16 protein-coding genes are annotated in these 16,069 nt (G+C 56.6%); 7 read left to right on the top strand and 9 right to left on the bottom strand.

The window, feature by feature from the left end; translation table 11 throughout:
• Positions 1-139: 139 nt before the first annotated feature.
• The 3 genes from CFT68_RS11285 to CFT68_RS11275 all read right to left on the bottom strand — a co-directional run bounded on the left by CFT68_RS11285 (position 140) and on the right by CFT68_RS11275 (position 4,205).
• Positions 140-1,384 carry a DUF4153 domain-containing protein gene (locus CFT68_RS11285; RefSeq protein WP_088843513.1) on the bottom strand — a complete coding sequence of 415 codons (1,245 nt, stop codon included), beginning with the start codon at positions 1,382-1,384 and terminating at the stop codon, positions 140-142.
• 67 nt (positions 1,385-1,451) lie between these two features.
• Positions 1,452-2,345 (bottom strand): subclass B3 metallo-beta-lactamase, encoded by an 894-nt coding sequence (bla, locus tag CFT68_RS11280; RefSeq protein ID WP_170934769.1) that lies wholly within the window; start codon positions 2,343-2,345, stop codon positions 1,452-1,454.
• 270 nt (positions 2,346-2,615) lie between these two features.
• Positions 2,616-4,205: an ABC-F family ATP-binding cassette domain-containing protein gene (locus CFT68_RS11275; RefSeq protein WP_088843768.1), complete on the bottom strand. Its 1,590-nt coding sequence runs from the start codon at positions 4,203-4,205 to the stop codon at positions 2,616-2,618.
• 249 nt (positions 4,206-4,454) lie between these two features.
• Here CFT68_RS11275 and CFT68_RS11270 point away from each other — a divergent pair, with 249 nt between their 5' ends.
• A complete protein-coding gene (locus CFT68_RS11270; RefSeq protein WP_088843511.1) occupies positions 4,455-4,739 on the top strand; it encodes a TIGR03643 family protein in 285 nt (94 codons plus the stop codon).
• A gap of 489 nt (positions 4,740-5,228) precedes the next feature.
• Positions 5,229-5,723, top strand: a complete 495-nt coding sequence (locus tag CFT68_RS11265) for a hypothetical protein (RefSeq protein ID WP_088843510.1) — start codon at positions 5,229-5,231, stop codon at positions 5,721-5,723.
• Between the two features lie 123 nt (positions 5,724-5,846).
• Here CFT68_RS11265 and CFT68_RS11260 read toward each other — a convergent pair whose 3' ends face one another.
• Positions 5,847-6,188, bottom strand: coding sequence for a hypothetical protein (locus CFT68_RS11260; protein WP_088843509.1), 342 nt, complete (start codon positions 6,186-6,188; stop codon positions 5,847-5,849).
• Positions 6,189-6,645: 457 nt separating this feature from the next.
• Between CFT68_RS11260 and CFT68_RS11255 the strand changes: the two genes are divergently transcribed.
• From CFT68_RS11255 to CFT68_RS11245, 3 genes are all read left to right on the top strand, one after another.
• Positions 6,646-7,023, top strand: coding sequence for a cupin domain-containing protein (locus CFT68_RS11255; protein WP_088843508.1), 378 nt, complete (start codon positions 6,646-6,648; stop codon positions 7,021-7,023).
• A gap of 39 nt (positions 7,024-7,062) precedes the next feature.
• On the top strand, positions 7,063-7,641 hold the full coding sequence (locus CFT68_RS11250) for a Crp/Fnr family transcriptional regulator (RefSeq protein WP_088843507.1): 579 nt from the start codon (positions 7,063-7,065) through the stop codon (positions 7,639-7,641).
• 89 nt (positions 7,642-7,730) lie between these two features.
• The gene (locus tag CFT68_RS11245; RefSeq protein ID WP_212590387.1) at positions 7,731-8,162 is read left to right on the top strand and encodes a carboxymuconolactone decarboxylase family protein; all 432 of its coding nucleotides are present in this window, start codon (positions 7,731-7,733) and stop codon (positions 8,160-8,162) included.
• Between the two features lie 22 nt (positions 8,163-8,184).
• Here the strand turns inward: CFT68_RS11245 and CFT68_RS11240 are convergent, their stop codons facing one another.
• From CFT68_RS11240 to CFT68_RS11230, 3 genes are all read right to left on the bottom strand, one after another.
• Positions 8,185-8,967 carry a DUF3891 family protein gene (locus CFT68_RS11240; protein ID WP_088843505.1) on the bottom strand — a complete coding sequence of 261 codons (783 nt, stop codon included), beginning with the start codon at positions 8,965-8,967 and terminating at the stop codon, positions 8,185-8,187.
• A gap of 240 nt (positions 8,968-9,207) precedes the next feature.
• Positions 9,208-9,999, bottom strand: a complete 792-nt coding sequence (locus CFT68_RS11235) for an SDR family NAD(P)-dependent oxidoreductase (RefSeq protein WP_088843504.1) — start codon at positions 9,997-9,999, stop codon at positions 9,208-9,210.
• A 384-nt stretch (positions 10,000-10,383) separates the two neighbouring features.
• Positions 10,384-11,340 (bottom strand): 1-phosphofructokinase family hexose kinase, encoded by a 957-nt coding sequence (locus CFT68_RS11230; RefSeq protein ID WP_088843503.1) that lies wholly within the window; start codon positions 11,338-11,340, stop codon positions 10,384-10,386.
• 217 nt (positions 11,341-11,557) lie between these two features.
• Here CFT68_RS11230 and CFT68_RS11225 point away from each other — a divergent pair, with 217 nt between their 5' ends.
• Both CFT68_RS11225 and CFT68_RS11220 read left to right on the top strand, forming a co-directional pair.
• Complete coding sequence (locus tag CFT68_RS11225) at positions 11,558-12,349, top strand: HipA family kinase (RefSeq protein WP_088843502.1); 792 nt, start codon at positions 11,558-11,560, stop codon at positions 12,347-12,349.
• On the top strand, positions 12,327-12,713 hold the full coding sequence (locus tag CFT68_RS11220; RefSeq protein WP_088843501.1) for a DUF3037 domain-containing protein: 387 nt from the start codon (positions 12,327-12,329) through the stop codon (positions 12,711-12,713). The genes CFT68_RS11225 and CFT68_RS11220 overlap by 23 nt, the downstream gene beginning before the upstream one ends.
• A gap of 372 nt (positions 12,714-13,085) precedes the next feature.
• Here CFT68_RS11220 and CFT68_RS11215 read toward each other — a convergent pair whose 3' ends face one another.
• Positions 13,086-13,676 carry a hypothetical protein gene (locus CFT68_RS11215; protein ID WP_088843500.1) on the bottom strand — a complete coding sequence of 197 codons (591 nt, stop codon included), beginning with the start codon at positions 13,674-13,676 and terminating at the stop codon, positions 13,086-13,088.
• A gap of 147 nt (positions 13,677-13,823) precedes the next feature.
• Positions 13,824-16,064, bottom strand: a complete 2,241-nt coding sequence (locus tag CFT68_RS11210; protein ID WP_088843499.1) for a xanthine dehydrogenase family protein molybdopterin-binding subunit — start codon at positions 16,062-16,064, stop codon at positions 13,824-13,826.
• Positions 16,065-16,069: the final 5 nt, after the last annotated feature.

The following is a 16,069-nucleotide window of genomic DNA, read 5'->3' as shown; positions in this document are numbered from 1 at the left end:
GAACTTTGTATTTCAAAGTAAATTCTAAGGCTTCATTAAGGGACTGTGTAAAATCCCTACTTAACAGTGTATTGTGCGGTCCTGTGTGGTGCTTGGAGAATACACCTCACGTCACTTGGGGAAGTGCATTAGCAGCGCCTTATCTGAAGTGGAAAGCCAGAGGGAAAACAAACACCACTAGCGCGGCCCATAGCCCATACATCGGTAGGAAAGACACGATGCTATTCTCCACACTCGTAATTTCTTTCGGGTCTTTCGCAGTTCTAAACAAGTGGTAGGCCACTACCAGCAGGTTAAATAAAATCAGCACGTTTCCACCAAGCACTGCCAACCTGTTGGGCGTAATCCCCCACTCCGATATTCGAAATACTATAGCGGAAAGTGCCACGCCGTTCACCAGGATAGTAACAATAGATAGGCCTAGCAATAAGTAATTCTCGAATTTTCGGGTGGCGCTTTTTGAGGATTCAGCCACCGAAAAGGCAATGAGTGCCATTACGCCAATCAGGAGAATATTGAAGATCAGTAAAAAGTCGCGGTTGTTATAGGGGTCTTTGCCTGTGTACACGACTGCCCCCAGATAAATAACAAGCATCACTAAGACCAAAGGGGTGAATATTTTGGCAATTATTGGCGACACTTTATTAACCAAGTGAGGGTTGGTTTGCACTAAATAAGTCCCAACGATGGGGGCAGCGGCGGCTCCCCAGGCACCTATGTATGACATATAGAAATTTTCGATCCGCAGGCCAATCAGGCTGAATAGGCCGATGGTAATGGCACTCATCAGGCCGCCGGCCAGCAGAATAATAGTGGTCATCACCACTAGGTCGCCATTGTAGCGCAGGAAGTCCAGGCGCCGATTCGTGCTCATCGGCGCATTCCCCACGTAAGCAAAGCCCAGCACTGCCCACAGGAGCAAAGGCAGATGAATGCAGGCCAGTATTAAGGTATCGCTCCGGTCGTTGCGAGGCAATAAATTAATGTAGATAACTGATGCTACTATTATAAGTGTAATAATTGCTACAGACGTAGCAGGCAGTTTTTGCTTCCAGGCGAAATAAATAGTCAGCAGCGGAAAAACGATAAAAGCAATATTGCGCGGATAGAAGTAATCTGGTTGTAGCCCGAATATTTCCGGGAGTTTGGCAATAACGCCAGCGATACTAGCAGCCAGAAGTACAAACACCACCTCCCGACCGGCGCCCCAGGAAATTCCATCGCCCTCATAATTGAGCCGCTCATTCCAGATTTGCGCTACCGGGTTTTCCTGAATGCTAGGATATACAGAATTAAACTCCCGTTTAAACGTAGCTCGGTTGTCGCGGTAGAGCTTTTCCAGCTGCCTTGGGTTGTCTAGGTTTTGGAGTACTTCGGCTTTCATATCGGGTGTGCCTAGAGTTGCTGAATAACTTCTGGGTAAGCGCTACGTGAACTGTATATGGAGGCAACTACTGTTGCTCCTGCAGCGCTTTGTGGTAGGCCACTTCTGCCTTGTGTATGTCTTCCAGATAGCCCGCCCGGTCGAGGAAGGGAGCTACGGGGGTGGGGGCTGAGGCGCGCTCCTCAAACTTGCGTTTCAAACTGAAAGCACGCGCATGGGAGGAGAGGTAGATGTCGGCGGGTAAGCTGCGGAGCGTGGCATAGCTGCGCTCCAACTCCTGCCGCAAGGCCGCATCATATTTCCAATTAAAGAGAGAAGGAGGCATGGGCAACGACAGGCTGCCTACACTGACTACTAGCAGCTCCCGGTCGCCTTCCTGCACTGGAAACGCCCAAGTGGTACAGCCAGGCGTGTGGCCCGCCGTGACGTGCGCCGTAAGGCGGATGGGACCTAAGCTGATCTGGGCCCCATCCCGGAACTGGTGGTCTATGCGGGGCGCAGGATACCGCATGATGCCGAGGTATATCAGCCCGTTCACCGGGGCCATGTTCCGGGCGCTAACTCCCCCTGAGGAAACCAAAGCGGCATCTGCCTCACTCACCCATAATTGTGCTCCCGAAGCCTGCTGCAATGCGGCTAGGCCACCTGCATGGTCAATGTGGGCATGAGAGTTAAGCAGAAGCTTGACATCCTTGATATTGAAGCCTAGCGTGGCTATGCTTTTCAGAATCATAGGGGCGGTGCCAGGGTAGCCACCATCAATCAGCACGTGGCCCTTGGGGCCGGTGAGTAAGAAGGAGGTAACGTCCCGGGTGCCCACGTAGTAGAGGTTGCCAGCAATGCGGAACGGCTCACGTGGCAATTGCCCGCCGTTATCTGAGGATTGCTTCCATTTCGGAAGTAGCACCAGAACGGCCACCGCAAAAACGAGCGCTAGGCCTAGCAGGAATAGGCGCTTCAAGCTCCATGCTTTTTTTGTCCTGCTGAGGCTATTCATGGCAGCTGAAATGCGAAATGCTGGAAGAATGAGTTATTTAATTTCTACGGTATCAAAAGTACTTTGTTTTTCAAAGTTAACAAGAAAATTCAGTTGAAATTTTATCTACACCGGTTTGTGAGCTTTAGGGGCTTATGGATAGGAAGGCCTGCAGAAGGGCTGCTGAAGCTAATTATAATAGGTCTTTGGCGCTGCCTGACGTGCTTAGAACGTATGTGTCTATGCGCTGCAGGGCTATGCTAGCTGAATAGTCCACTCAATTCCTAACTGCTCCAGGAATACTTCGTCGTGCGATACCACGAGCAGGGTGCCGTGGTAGTCGTGGAGGGCAGCGGCCAGAATATCGAGGTTCTGGATATCGAGGTTGTTGGTGGGCTCATCCAGAATGATGAGGTCGGGGGCCTGCTGGCTGATCATGAGGCAGCACAGGAGCAGCCGCATTTTCTCGCCGCCGCTTAGGGTGCTGCAGGGCTTGTCCCAATACGCGGGCGTAAACAAGAAGCGGCTGAGGCGAATCTTGACTTCGTGCTCCTGTAGGCCAGTGGTGTTAAACTGCTGCGCCTGCTCGTATATCGAAAGCTGGTTCTGCAGTAAGGAATACTCCTGGTCTATGTACACGGCCTTGTTTACGGCGCGATGAAGCGTGCCTTGCGTAGGCTCCAGGTGGCCTAGCAGCAGCTTTATTAAGGTCGTTTTGCCAGAGCCGTTGAGGCCACGCAGGGCCAGCCGTTCCCCGCTTTGAATCTGAAAACTGAGGCCCTCAGGCCACAGCAGGCGCGTACCGTAGCTGTAGTTCAGGCCAGCGGCGCTGATGAGGATTTTGCCTTTGTGTAGGGTAGAATCATCGAAGCCGAACTTCATTTTATCGGTATCAGGTAGCTCCTTGCGCAGCTCGCTCAGCTCCTGGGAAAGGGCGCCCACTTTCTCGGCATGAATGCCTTTGAGGCGCGACGTGCTTTGTTCGGCGCTGTTGCGCATCATATTCAGCATGATGGTGGGTAGGCCGGCTTTGTCCTGGTTCTTCTTGCCGCGAGCATCCAGCTTTTGCTTGCGCTCCAGGGCTTCGCGCTCGGTTTCCCTGGCTTTGCGAAGGGCGGTTGTGCGGTTCTTTACGTCCTGGCTGAGCGCGTTGCTTTCCACCTGCTTCTGCTCGGCGTAGAACTCATAGTTGCCGCCGTACAGGGCCAGGCCGCGCTTGCTCAACTCGCATACTGTATCAAGCAGGTGCAGCAGTTTCCGGTCGTGGCTCACTACCAGCAGGGTGCTGGGGCTGGTCTTGATGAAGTCGTAGAGCAGTTGCCGGCCGGCCGTGTCCAAGTGGTTGCTGGGCTCATCCAGCAATATGATGTCGGGCTGATGAATGGTAATGCCGGCCAGGAAAACCTTGGTTTTCTGCCCGCCGCTGAGGCTAGCCATAGGTTGGGTCAGGCTTACATCAGCCAAGCCCCAGTGCAGCAAGGCTTCCTGACTGCGTTCCTCAATGGTCCAGTCATCATCGAGCAAGGCCATATTGGCGTCCGTTGCTAGGCCACTCAGGATTTCCTGCAGGGCGCGGATTTTTCCTTCGATGCGCAGGGCCTGGGCTACGGTCAGATTGTTGAACTGGCCGAAATGCTGCGGGATGTAGTACGGCACGGAACTGGTCTGTACGCGCCCGCTGGAGGGCGCCAAAAGACCCGCAAGTAGCTGCAGTAAGGTTGATTTCCCAACGCCGTTATGGCCAACCAGGGCAATCTTCTGGTGGTCGTTGATAGCTAGGTTCAGGCCATCAAACAGCACATCTTTATTGGGGTGTGCATACCCAAGGTTCTGTAGCAGTAACATGGTTTCTTCCTCAAAATGCAATTGGATATAGCCGCCCACACAGTGGGGTGGCTACTCGATTGTGGAAAGAAATCAGCTATTACATAAACCGGTGCTTGCTGTTGGTAAAGGCAAAAATACGATTTCTTGCTTTATGTGGCCTACTAGGCCCATTGCAGCATCTTTACCCAAAGGCCAGAAACACTTACCGCTTGTTGCGCTTATAGAATAACTGGCCTACAAGTCAGTGATACCTCAAGGAAACCGACCATGAAAGAACAAGCCCTGATGGCCGCTGATATTGACCGGGTTATCGAAATGGCGTGGGAAGACCGCACGCCGTTTGAAGCCATAGAGCTGCAATTCGGCCTTTCGGAGGCGGAGGTGATCAAACTAATGCGGCGGGAAATGAAGGCCTCTTCCTGGCGCATGTGGCGGGCCAGGGTGCAGGGCCGCGCCACCAAGCACCAAGCCAAAAGCGCAGTAGACGATGGTCGGTTTAAATCCAGCCTGCAGCGTAGCATCACGCTCAACACTATATCCAAACGCAGATAAGTACACTACGCGTGTCCTCTTAAGTCTTCAGCGCTAGATGGATACTTTGCCAGTGGCTTTCCGTAATTAAACCCTGGTCTGCCTAATTATGCCAGCTTAGTTGTGCTAGGCCAGTTATAGAATGCCGATAAGACACGTAGGCAACTCAACATCCTCTAGGAGGCTGCTTAAGGTAGCAGCAGTATCGTCAACACGGTGTAGAGACGCATAATTGCATCTCGCCGGGCGCGCCCCAAGTCCCCCTTACGCTCAACGGGGAGATATCGACATGGTGTCCGGAACAAGTAATGCAAACAGCTTAGTAGCGCCTCCTTCCGCTCCAGCACGGCTTATGGTAGATGATGACCTCCGACATTTACAATTAATTGCAGTAAAAGCCATAATGGGCGAAGTGTAGTATCTTGCGGCAGCAAAAACCGGTTTTTGCGCACCTTGTCTGGGGTAGTCGTAACCAGTCCTACAGTATCTCAGCCGCAAAAAGTGTTTGCTATGATTTCTTCTTCCGAAGGGCAGGATGCCCCTATGCAACGCGAAATAGCGGCATTCAGCAACGAGTTGCATGAGCATGGCATACATGCCGCGCTCAAATACCTCAATCACCGTACGCCTCACCAGTATACCGGTGTTTTTCGCTTCGATGGGGACATATTGCGCAATGAGGTGCTGTTCGACCGTTACCACCCCGACCTGCTGAAGGGAGATGATGCCCCCATGGCTGCCACGTATTGCTCTTTGGTAGGCCAACAGCAGGAGCCCCTCGAAATCACGGATGCCTCCGTCGATGCGCGGGTAAAAGGGCGTATTGAAACTCCCGTGATATCCTACTGTGGGGTGCTCGTCCGCGACCAGGCGGGCAAACCCTTCGGCACGTTATGCCACTACGATATGCAGCGCTGTGAAGAGCGTACCACCGATCTGCCGCTATTGCAGGCGGCCGCCAGCCTGCTGTATCAGTCGCTGCGCGCAGCCGGCTCCCAGGCGTAGGCCAGTCAATGTGCCCACTGCCGCCGGGGGTAGCTATTTTCTGCAAAAGCTCAGGCCGCTAAAAATCAAACGGCTACTTCCTCATCGGGAAGTAGCCGTTTCGCTTAAGTGTTGGGCAGAGGCCTAGCCTTGCAAAGACGTAGCAGCGGAGCTCAATGTCTGGCCTAGCTGCTGGAGCTGCGACTTGGCATCGGGCGTGGCGCTTTCGGCGGCTTTAGTTGTGTGCTCACCCAGCGTTTTCAACGACTGGCTGATCTGGGAACCGTCGCCGCTACCGATGGCGGTTTTCAGGTTTTCGAGCTCTGAGGAAATAGCGCTCAGGGCAGGGCTGCCAGCACCGTTGAGGGTAGAAATCCAGCTATCGATGTTGCCTGCGGCAGCCGGCGCAGCGGCGCTTAGGCCACCACCTAGGGCTTGGAGGGTGTCGTTTAACTGGCTGTTTGATGATGAGGTGGACGAATCCATAGTGATAGGGTTTGGTTGGTGAGGAATGTGTACCTCTAGGACCGCATCACCTCCCAGTTGTTAAGCGGCGGCCAGGCGAACAAAGCGGCGCAAAACATATACAAGCTCAACCGGTCACTTGGCAATGGGCCTCTCTGCTCTCGTAGCAAGGGTACCGAAACCACAGCGCCTACTGTGGGAGCCAAATCAGGCCCGGAATCTTATACATTACTATTTAGTAAGTGAAATTTAATGTTGAAAATTTAGGCATTGTGTATGATAATTATCTGATAAATAGACATTTATAACTTTGGAATGATGCATGGGGCCGAATAGCGTAGGAGCGCATAATGCCAGAAGAACACCCCTAAATTCAGATGCCGTAAAGCAGGCTCCGCGCGAGAGGCCTGGACTACACGCTACATCTGCTATATTCAGGCAAAGCGCTTCCTTCTCCAGACCTAACCCCGCCCAACCTATGAATACGGAATCATTGCTCGGCCCCCTGAAAGATGCCACCCGTCGTGAAGTAGGCGGTGTGCAGGTAGATGTAGTGCGCACCACCGGCACTTCGCGGGTGAAGCGGGTGGTGTACCCGGCCGGTTTCCGGTGGTCGAAGGATATGAAGCCGGTGGTAGGCACGGAGCTGTGCCAGCACGCGCACGTGGGGTTTCTGGCCGCCGGTAAGCTCGGTATTCAGTACGCCGATGGCACCCAGGAAGAGTATGCAGCGCCGCAAGTAGTGGCCATTGCGCCCGGCCACGATGGCTGGGTGATAGGCGAAGAGCAGGCCATCCTCATTGAGTTCGACTTTGAGGGCGAAACGGTGGAGCGCCTGGGTTTGAAGCGCTCCTAGCGGGATTATTGGCCTCGGTGCTCCTCTATACTCCCCCTGATGTACGGTCCTTTATTGGCGCATATTGCGCAGTATGTTTCGCTCAGCGAGGCTGAAAGCGACTTGCTCCAGACGTACCTAGGCCACCAGATTATTGCCCGCAAAGAGCATGTGCTGGTAGAGGGGCAAGTGTGCACGGCCAACTACTTCGTGCTGCGAGGCTGCTTGCGTACGTATTTGGTGAACGAGAAAGGCACCGAGCAAACCATTCAGTTTGGTATTGAAAACTGGTGGCTCACCGACTACGCCAGCCTCGATAACCAGGTGCCCTCCCAATTCTACATGCAGGCTACTGAAAACGCAGAGGTAGTGGTGCTGGAGAAGCGGGTGCAGGAGGAGCTATTTCGGCAGCTGCCGCAACTGGAGCGCTACTTCCGTATTCTGCTGCAGAAGGCGGCCGCGGCGGCCCTGTTTCGGATGAAGTTGCTCTACAGCCTTTCGGGGGAAGCGCGCTACCATCACTTCAACGACCATTTTCCGGCGTTTGTGCAGCGGGTGCCGCAGTATATGCTGGCTTCCTACCTGGGATTTACGCCGGAGTTCCTGAGCAAGATCAGGGCAAAAGTGGGGCATCGGTAGCAGCTCGGCATTTCTTAAACTAGATTAAGTTTTTCCGAGCCGCTGGGTCGGAGCTTTGTCGCATACTTCAACCAAAAACTTTTTTGAAGATGCGACTCAACCTGCAAACCACCGAGCCGGAGGCCTACAAAGCCATGTATGGGCTAGAAAAGTACCTGAGCACGTCCGGGCTCAGCCACGCCCACAAACACCTTATCAAGGTGCGTGCCTCGCAGCTAAATAAGTGCGCGTACTGCATCAATATGCACACTCAGGAGGCCCGCAAAGATGGAGAGACGGAACAGCGGCTGTACCTACTGAACGCTTGGCGCGAAACCAGCCTGTTCACGCCCGAAGAAAAGGCGCTGCTGGCCCTGACGGAGGAAGTAACCTTTATCGGGCAAGCCGGTGTGTCGGATGCCACGTATCAGCAAGCTGCCGCACTTTTTGATGAGCACTACCTGGCCCAGGCAATTATGGCCATTGTGGTTATTAACGCTTGGAATCGGATTGCCATTTCTACAGAACTGCCGCTGGGGTAGAATAAAGTCGGCATGTACAGGGCTAGGCCTGCCCGGAATGCACCCAGACTTCTAGTTCCTCAACGGGTGCCTCCGCAAAGCACTGGCCTAGGCCTACCGCTGCCAACCGGGCTTTAGGCAGTTCCTGGTAGCGCAAGGACACGGCAAAGGCATCAGCAAATGGAGAGGGATGAATGTGCATTTGGTGCCGCGTAGGCCACTCTACCTGCACCAATTGCTGATGGGTAAAGGAGAAATAATCAGAGAACGGAATGCCCGCCTGGTACCACGGGTGTTCCTGAGCTTTGGAAGTGCCCGGCTCATTAAGGCAGAGATACAGGGAAAGATTATCGGCGAAGCGCAGGAGCCGCTTGTGGAACTCCAGTGTAGCGGTCTGGGCCGCATCGGTTAGCTGCAGCTCCTGCTTCAGGCGCTGTTGGCGCTCGGCTTCTATCGCCAGAAACTGCAGGCCTAGGGGGTGCTTCGCTAGCTCCGGGAAGCTGGTGTAATGCAGGCTGCACAGCAGGCCGGCGTAGGGCGCTTGCTGTTCTACCTCCGTAATGCCCTGCTGATAGTGCTGCAGCCGGGCAGCCGGCGGATAGTCGAGGAAAGAATGCGGGGCCTGAGCCTGCTCATTCCAGAGTGGCTCCGCATCCAGCGGAATCCAGGCGCGGTCGTGCTCCTGAATGGCCAGCAGCACCTCGGGCCGCCGTGCTACTCCCTCGAAATACGGCAGCTGCCAGTGCTCCGCCAGCTGGCCCGATACCTGGGCGTGCTCATGCTGGGCTATACAAATGAAACTGCTGGGCGTGGCACGAACAATCATAGAAGCGGGTAGAGTGGCCTAGGCGTGAATGGAAAGGGTTATTAGGGGAGTAGTGTCTTCGTAATCAGGCTATAGCGTCTGCCGAGTTGAAGCCTGATGGTCTCGTGGCAACCGTCCAGACGCGTTAGGAGTCCTATACACTAACGGTATCAACTGCAAACAACAGCGCCGCGCCCTACTGGATAAAACCAGTGCGGCGCGGCCTGTTGGTGAAAGGTCTAAGGTGTGTGGCCGCAAGGCTTACTTGCTGGTGGCGTGCAACTGGGTATTCATGAGGGTGGCCAGCACGGAGTCGGGGAGGAGCAGGCTGGAGAAGAAGTTGAACTTGGCATTGAGCGTAGGCAAGGAGCGGGCCGTGCCTTCCATCAGGGCGTCGTAGCCTTCTTCGGCTACCGCGCGGGCCGATACCGTGTGGTTGGCGGCACGGGTGTTTTCGGCGTGAGCCGTCCGGAAGAAGTTGGTATCAGTGGGTGGTGGGCACAGGATGGTCATCGTCACGGACGATTTCTTCTGCTTCAGCTCATGCTGAACGGCTTCCGTGAAACTTAGCACAAACGCCTTGGTAGCGGCATACACGGCCTGGCAGGGGCTGGGCGAAAACGACGCAATGGAGCCAACCTGCAGAATGCGCCCTGAATTGCGCTCTACCATATCGCGCAGGTATAGCTTGGTCAGGTGAACAAGTGAGGTCACGTTTACCTGAATAATGTTCAGCTCCGTCTGAATATCGATGTCGGAGAAGTAACCGGTTTCCCCAAAGCCAGCGTCGTTGGCCAGCACATCAATCTGCAGGCCGCGCTTGCTGGTTTCGGCGTAGAGTTGCCGGGGTGTTTCCGGCAGGCTCAGATCAAACGGCAGCAGAATAATATCTATGCCTTCAAACTCCTGATGAATCAGGCGGGCAGCTTCCTGGAGCTCTTCGAGGTGCCGGGCCACGAGTACCACGCGGTAATCGTCGCGAGCAAAGCAGCGGGCCAGCTCGAACCCTATGCCGCTGGAGGCACCGGTAATTAAAGCGGTTTGGTCGTTCATGGCTGATAAGGCTTAAGTGAATGATGATATGGTTAATTTACTTATTTATAGGATGAAATGCTTAAAAAAGACCGTTCAGAATGGAGCCGTCGGCCTGATCGACAAGTGAAACCAGCTGCTTCGCAAGCGCCCACCTTTAGGGCTGAGGAGTAATGGCTGCCCTGAGAGTGGCCTAGTTCCTACACTACACCACCTCAGAAGGCAGTTGCTGATCAAGGCGGGCCGCCAGTCAGGGCCCGGTGATACACAACAAAACGGGCCCTGCTCCCTAAAAGCAAGGCCCGTGTGGATATGGGCTGTGTCTGAAAACTCTAAAACGGCGGGGTATATCTAGCGCCCGCTAAATACACCCCGCCGTTCAGCATGATTAGAACAGGCTGGTTTTTAGGCTGCTGTGGCCGCTGTCATGGTGTTCTGCAGGAGCCACTTGTATAGTTTCTCCGCGTCGGCTTTGTGGAACAGCTCCGTTCCGGGGTTCATGGTGGCCGCCGAGCCACAGGCTATGCCCAGTCGCACGGTTTCGCGCACGCCTAGGCCAGTCAGCAGGCCATAAACCAGGCCGGCCACCATGCTGTCGCCGGCACCCACGGTGCTGCGCTTCTTCACGGCCGGCGCCGGAATATGGTCTACCAGGTCCTTCGTGACAACGCACGCGCCCTGGGGCCCCAATGAGGTTACCACGATTTCGCACTTGCCGTCGCGGACGAGGGTGTGGGCTGCCTGCGCTACGGCTTCGTTGTCGAGCTCATCTACGCCGGCCATTTTGCTGAGCTCCCCCACGTTGGGTTTGGCCAGGTACACGCCCTCATTCAGCACCTGATGCAACGCCGGGCCCGAGGTATCTATCACCACTTTAATGCCGAGGGCCTTGGCTGCCCGTACTATCCGCACCAGAAACTCGGGCTCTACGCCGGGCGGCAGGCTGCCGCTGATGACTAGGAATTCGGGGATTTCCGTCAGGCCCTTTAGCACCGTCAGAATCTGCTGCTGCTCCTCCACATCCAGCAACATGCCCGGCATCCCGAAGCGGTATTGCTGACCGCTGGAGGCATCCACCACAATAAAATTCTCGCGGGTGCGGCTCACGGTATGCACCGGGTGCTGCTCAATTTCCTCCAGCGCCAGTAGCTCCTGCAGCAGTACCCCTGTGGGGCCGCCCACCGGAAACACCGCTATAGAGTCTGCCCCCAGTCGCTTCAGGGCTCTCGATACGTTGATGCCCCCGCCGCCCGGCTCAAATTTAGGCGTGGCGCACCGCAGCTTTTGGTCGGGGATGATGTGGTCGGCGGTGGTGCTTTTGTCCACGGCGGGGTTCAGCGTGAGCGTAACGATGCGTGCCATAGGTGCGAGAAGTGGCCTAGTGAAAAATGCCCAGCCCGGGGCTGGTGCGTGAAGATATGTACTGCCAACCCAGGGCTTGGTTGCCTGGTCTACAATTCGCGCTAGCCTACATACGGCTGACCCAGGCTGGAGCAATGGCCCGGCGGCAGGCCCAGGCAACCAATACTGCCGGAATTGTTCGTCCTTTGCGCGGCCTATTCCACCTTTTTCGTGCTCTATGCAGGCCAGTGACCTTTCTCTGAGAACCGTTGACGTGACGCGCTACGTCACCCCGTTGCGCGAGGGCGGCTCCCTGCCAGCCCTGGTAGAAGCCGACGATGGATTTATGTACGTGGTGAAATTCCGGGGGGCCGGCCAAGGATTGAAGGCCTTGGTAGCCGAGCTGATTGTAGGCGAGCTGGCCCGTGTGCTGGGCCTGCAGCTGCCGGAGCTGGTGTTTTGCCAGCTGGATGAGGCCTTTGGCCGCACCGAGCCCGACGAGGAAATTCAGGATCTGCTGCGCTTCAGTACGGGCCTCAACCTGGGCCTGCACTACCTCTCCGGTGCCAGCACTTTCGATCCGCTGGTGAATACCATTGAGCCCGGCCTGGCTTCGCTGATTGTGTGGCTCGACTGCCTCACGATGAACGTAGACCGCACCGCTCGCAACACCAACCTGCTTATGTGGCACAAGGAGCTGTGGCTAATTGACCACGGCGCGGCTCTCTATGTGCACCACGCCGGCCCCAGCTGGGCCGAGCCCAAGCCCCGCCCATTTCCGCAGGTGAAGGACCATGTGCTGCTGCCCCAGGCCAGTGAGCTGCCCGCCGCCGATGCCCTAGGCCACACGCTGCTCACGCCGGAGCGCCTCCGCGCGGTTGTAGACGTAGTGCCCGCCGAGTGGCTCGCCGAGCCCGATGTGACAGTGGAGGAGCAGCGCGCGAATTACGTGCGGTTCCTCACGGCCCGTCTGGCCGCATCAGAAAACTTTGTTCAGGAAGCCAAAAATGCCCGTGAAGCACTTGTATGAGTACGCCGTGCTGCGCGTGGTACCACGTGTAGAGCGCGAGGAGTTTCTCAATGTGGGCGTAATTCTGTACTGCGCCTCACGCGGGTTTCTGCAGGCGCGGTATGAGGTTCCGGAAGCCCGCCTGCGCGCCTTTGCAGGGGCTGAGCTGGATGTGGTAGAGCTAGCGGAACGGCTGCGTTCTTTTGAGCGCATCTGCGGCGGGCGTAAAGAGGGTGGCCCCATCGGGCAGCTGGCGGTGGCCTCGCGGTTTCGGTGGCTTACGGCCACGCGCAGCACCATTGTGCAAACCTCGCCCGTGCACCCTGGCCTGTGCGAAGACCCCGCCGATACGCTGGCAAGCCTGTACGCCCAACTAGTTCAGTAAGCGGTGGGCTAAGCGCCGGCAGAAGCTGTTGTGTTCCATGCGTCTATTTCGTATCTTCAGATACACAATGCGTTACGGTAGACACGGCCATGGAAACTAGACCAAGAAGATTCGCTGGATACTCAGGATTGGGTCAGCGCCTCGGCAACCTGCCCTGGTGGGCCTACGGGATGATTATTCCCGCCGTATATCTGCTGGGCTGGGTGCTGCACTGGATCGGCATCATCCCCGGCAAATAGATTAGCCTACGCGGCTTATTCAGCTCCTGGCAAAACCCACCAATCAACACGGCCCGACAATATGCCGGGCCGTATGGAAATACTGTGTGCCACTAGGCCACCTGCCTGCACCAACTTGGGGCGGTAGGGTGGCCTAGGCTTGCAGATTGGATAGGGGAACCGCCGCCACCGACGTGGGGGCCAACTGCTGCAATAGGGTATAAAGCAGGTGGTAGATTTCCTGCAGCTGCTCAGGCTCCAGAATAGCTTGTTCCTTCAGAAAGGTCAGGTACAGCTCGCTGTCGTCTTCGTGATGGGAGGGGGCCAGCGTCAGGCGCATTTCCTGGTACTTAAGCAGGGTTTGCTGGATAGCCGGATCAGAGAAGAGCGCCCGTAACGCCTCTTTGTCGTTGGTGGTGATGATGTAGGCGGCGTCCAGCTCGGGGTAGCCCAGCTCCACATCCGTCAGGCCCAGCAGCTTCCCGAGTTCATGAATCCAGTCCTGCTCGTGTAGGGCAAACCGCAGCGCTACTGGCCTAGGTACCACGGCCGTGAACGTGGTGGTTTCGTACCCTCCCTCAAAGCCTCCACCCATATCTATATCAATATCCAGCTGAATAGTGTGGCCATTCTGCTGCAGGTTGGCCGTGTATTCCAGCAAGTCGGGTTCCTGGGCCATATCGGCGGCTACTTGTTGCCACAGAGCCGCTTCGGTATCGGCAGAGAACGTACGGGGAGTGTCCATGAGGGTAGGGAAAGGGTACAGCTGATTTACTGTTTGAGTGGACGTTAGGTTACTCGCTAGGTAGCGAAGCGTCCATAAAACAGAGCGCCACACCTAATCAGGCATGGCGTTCTTCATGTATCGTGTAAGGCAACTGGCCTAGGCCACTTAAATCAGCTTATCAGGCGTAATTGGCAGCTCCCGTACGCGTTTGCCGGTGGCGTTAAACACGGCATTGGCAATGGCCGGCGCTACGCCGATAATGGCAATTTCGCCGATGCCTTTGGTGCCGAGGGCATTTACGTGCAGGTCGGGCTGGTTCACGAAGGCCACCTGCACATCGGGTGAGTCGGCGTGCACGGGCACGTGGTAGTCGGCGAAGTCCTTCGTGACGTAGCGGCCGTACCGGTCGTCGATGATGGCGTGTTCCATCAGGGCCATGCCGATGCCGCCCACGGCGCCGCCCTTCATCTGGTTGCCCGCTGTTTTTTCGTTTACGATGGTGCCCGCATCAGCGCAGGAAACCAGCTTACTCACCCGCACTTCGCCGGTCAGCTGGTGCACCCGCACTTCGGCAAAATGCACGGAGAACGAGTACATGGAATATTTCTGGCCTTCGTCGCCGGGCTTGGCCTCCACGGTAACGGCCTCGCCGCCCGTCTGCTTCAACAGATCAGCGAAAGGCACCTTGGCCGAGTTTCCGCTGAGCGTCAGGTAGCCATCGGAGAGGCCTACGTCTTCTTTCCGGGCCGAAGTGAAGGCGGCATTGCTGCTGCCAGCCAGTCCGCGTAGCTTGTCTTTGAGGGCCAAGCATGCCTCCTGCACGGCGGGGCCCACGCTGTTTACGGTGGAGGAACCGCCCTGCGTACCGGCCTTTGGGAAGCTGGAATTGCCCAATTCAAACGTGATGAGCTTGGGCGAGAGGCCTAGCGTGTCGGCGGCAATCTGGGTCATGGCGGTGCCAGTGCCGGGGCCGATATCGGTGGTGGCACACCGGAGCAGCACCGTGCCGTTAGGCTGCAATTGGGCGCTAACCGTAGCCGCGCCACGGTGCGCCCCAAAGGTGCCCACGCCCATGCCGTACCCAATCAGCCAGTCGCCGTCGCGCAGGGAGCCGGGCTTGAGCTGGCGCTTGTTCCAGCCAACGCGCTCAGCTCCCAGCTGGTAGCACTCCTTCAGAAACTTGGTGCTCCAGGGCTTATTTTTCTCGGGGTCTTGCTCGGTGTAGTTGCGCAGGCGGAACTCCATCGGGTCCAGGTTCAGCAGATGCGCCATTTCATCCATGGCCGACTCCAGGGCAAACGCGCCAGTAGCCTCGCCGGGGCCGCGCATCCAGATGGGCGAGTTCACGTCGAGGGAGGCCAGGCGGTAGCGCGTCGTCACGTTCGGCGACTGATACATCATGCGCGTCTGGGCCAGCGTCGATTCGGTAAACTCCTCAAAGGAAGACGTTTGTCCGATGCTTTCGTGCGTGATGGCCGTGATTTTGCCGTCGGGTGTGGCGCTCATGCCCAGCTTCTGCCAGGTGTAAGGTCGGTAGCCCACCATCGTAAACATCTGCTCGCGCGTGAGCACCAGCTTTACCGGGCGGTTCACCACTTTGGCCGCAATAATGGCCGCCGACTCGTGGGGCCAGCTGTGTAGGGCATTACCGAAGGCGCCGCCCACGAACGTGGCAATCACCTTCACGTTTTCCTCGGGCAGATTCCATTCCTTCGCGAAGTCGCGGCGGGTGGCCATGGTGCCCTGGGTTTTGTCGTAAATCGTCAGGCGGTCGGGGGCTTCCCAGTGGGCCGTAATGGCCTGCAGCTCCATCGGGTGGTGCACTTCCGTCGGAATCACATACTCGCTTTCCAGCTTGATAGCGCCGGTTTTGTAGGCATCCACCTGGCCGCGCTGGTAGTCGTTCATCGGCGACTTCGGGTTCTTCTTGGCCGAAGTAGGCAGGAAGGCCTGCGGCTTGCTGGCTTCGAGGTTGGTTTGGTGCTTTTCCTTCGCGTACTGGCCCTTCACGAGGCCCGCCGCGTAGCGGGCCCGCTCCAGCGTGTCGGCCACTACCACAGCAATGGTCTGGTCGTTGAAGTGGATTTTGTCGTCCTTGAACACCTTGATCGGCCCGCCTACGGTAGCGGGTTGCGAAGGGTCCTTGCCGGCTGTGTCGTAGCCTGGCACCTTAGGCGAGTTGAAGTGCGTGATGACGGCCAGCACGCCCGGCGCCCGTTCAGCGGCCTTCGAGTCGACGCCCGTAATGCGGCCTTTCGTGATGGTACTGCCCACCAGCACGGCGTAGGCCAGGTTGGGCAGCTTGTACTCGGCAGAGTATGTGGCGGCGCCCGTAACCTTCAGGCGGCCATCTACCCGGTCCATGGGCTTGCCAATGTTATCCTTGAAAGTGAGAGAAGAATCCATAAGTC

It is taken from the genome of Hymenobacter gelipurpurascens, from assembly GCF_900187375.1.
Taxonomy (GTDB): domain Bacteria; phylum Bacteroidota; class Bacteroidia; order Cytophagales; family Hymenobacteraceae; genus Hymenobacter; species Hymenobacter gelipurpurascens.
Note: the sequence above shows the minus strand (reverse complement) of the source record. Positions and strands in the feature narration are given on the sequence as shown.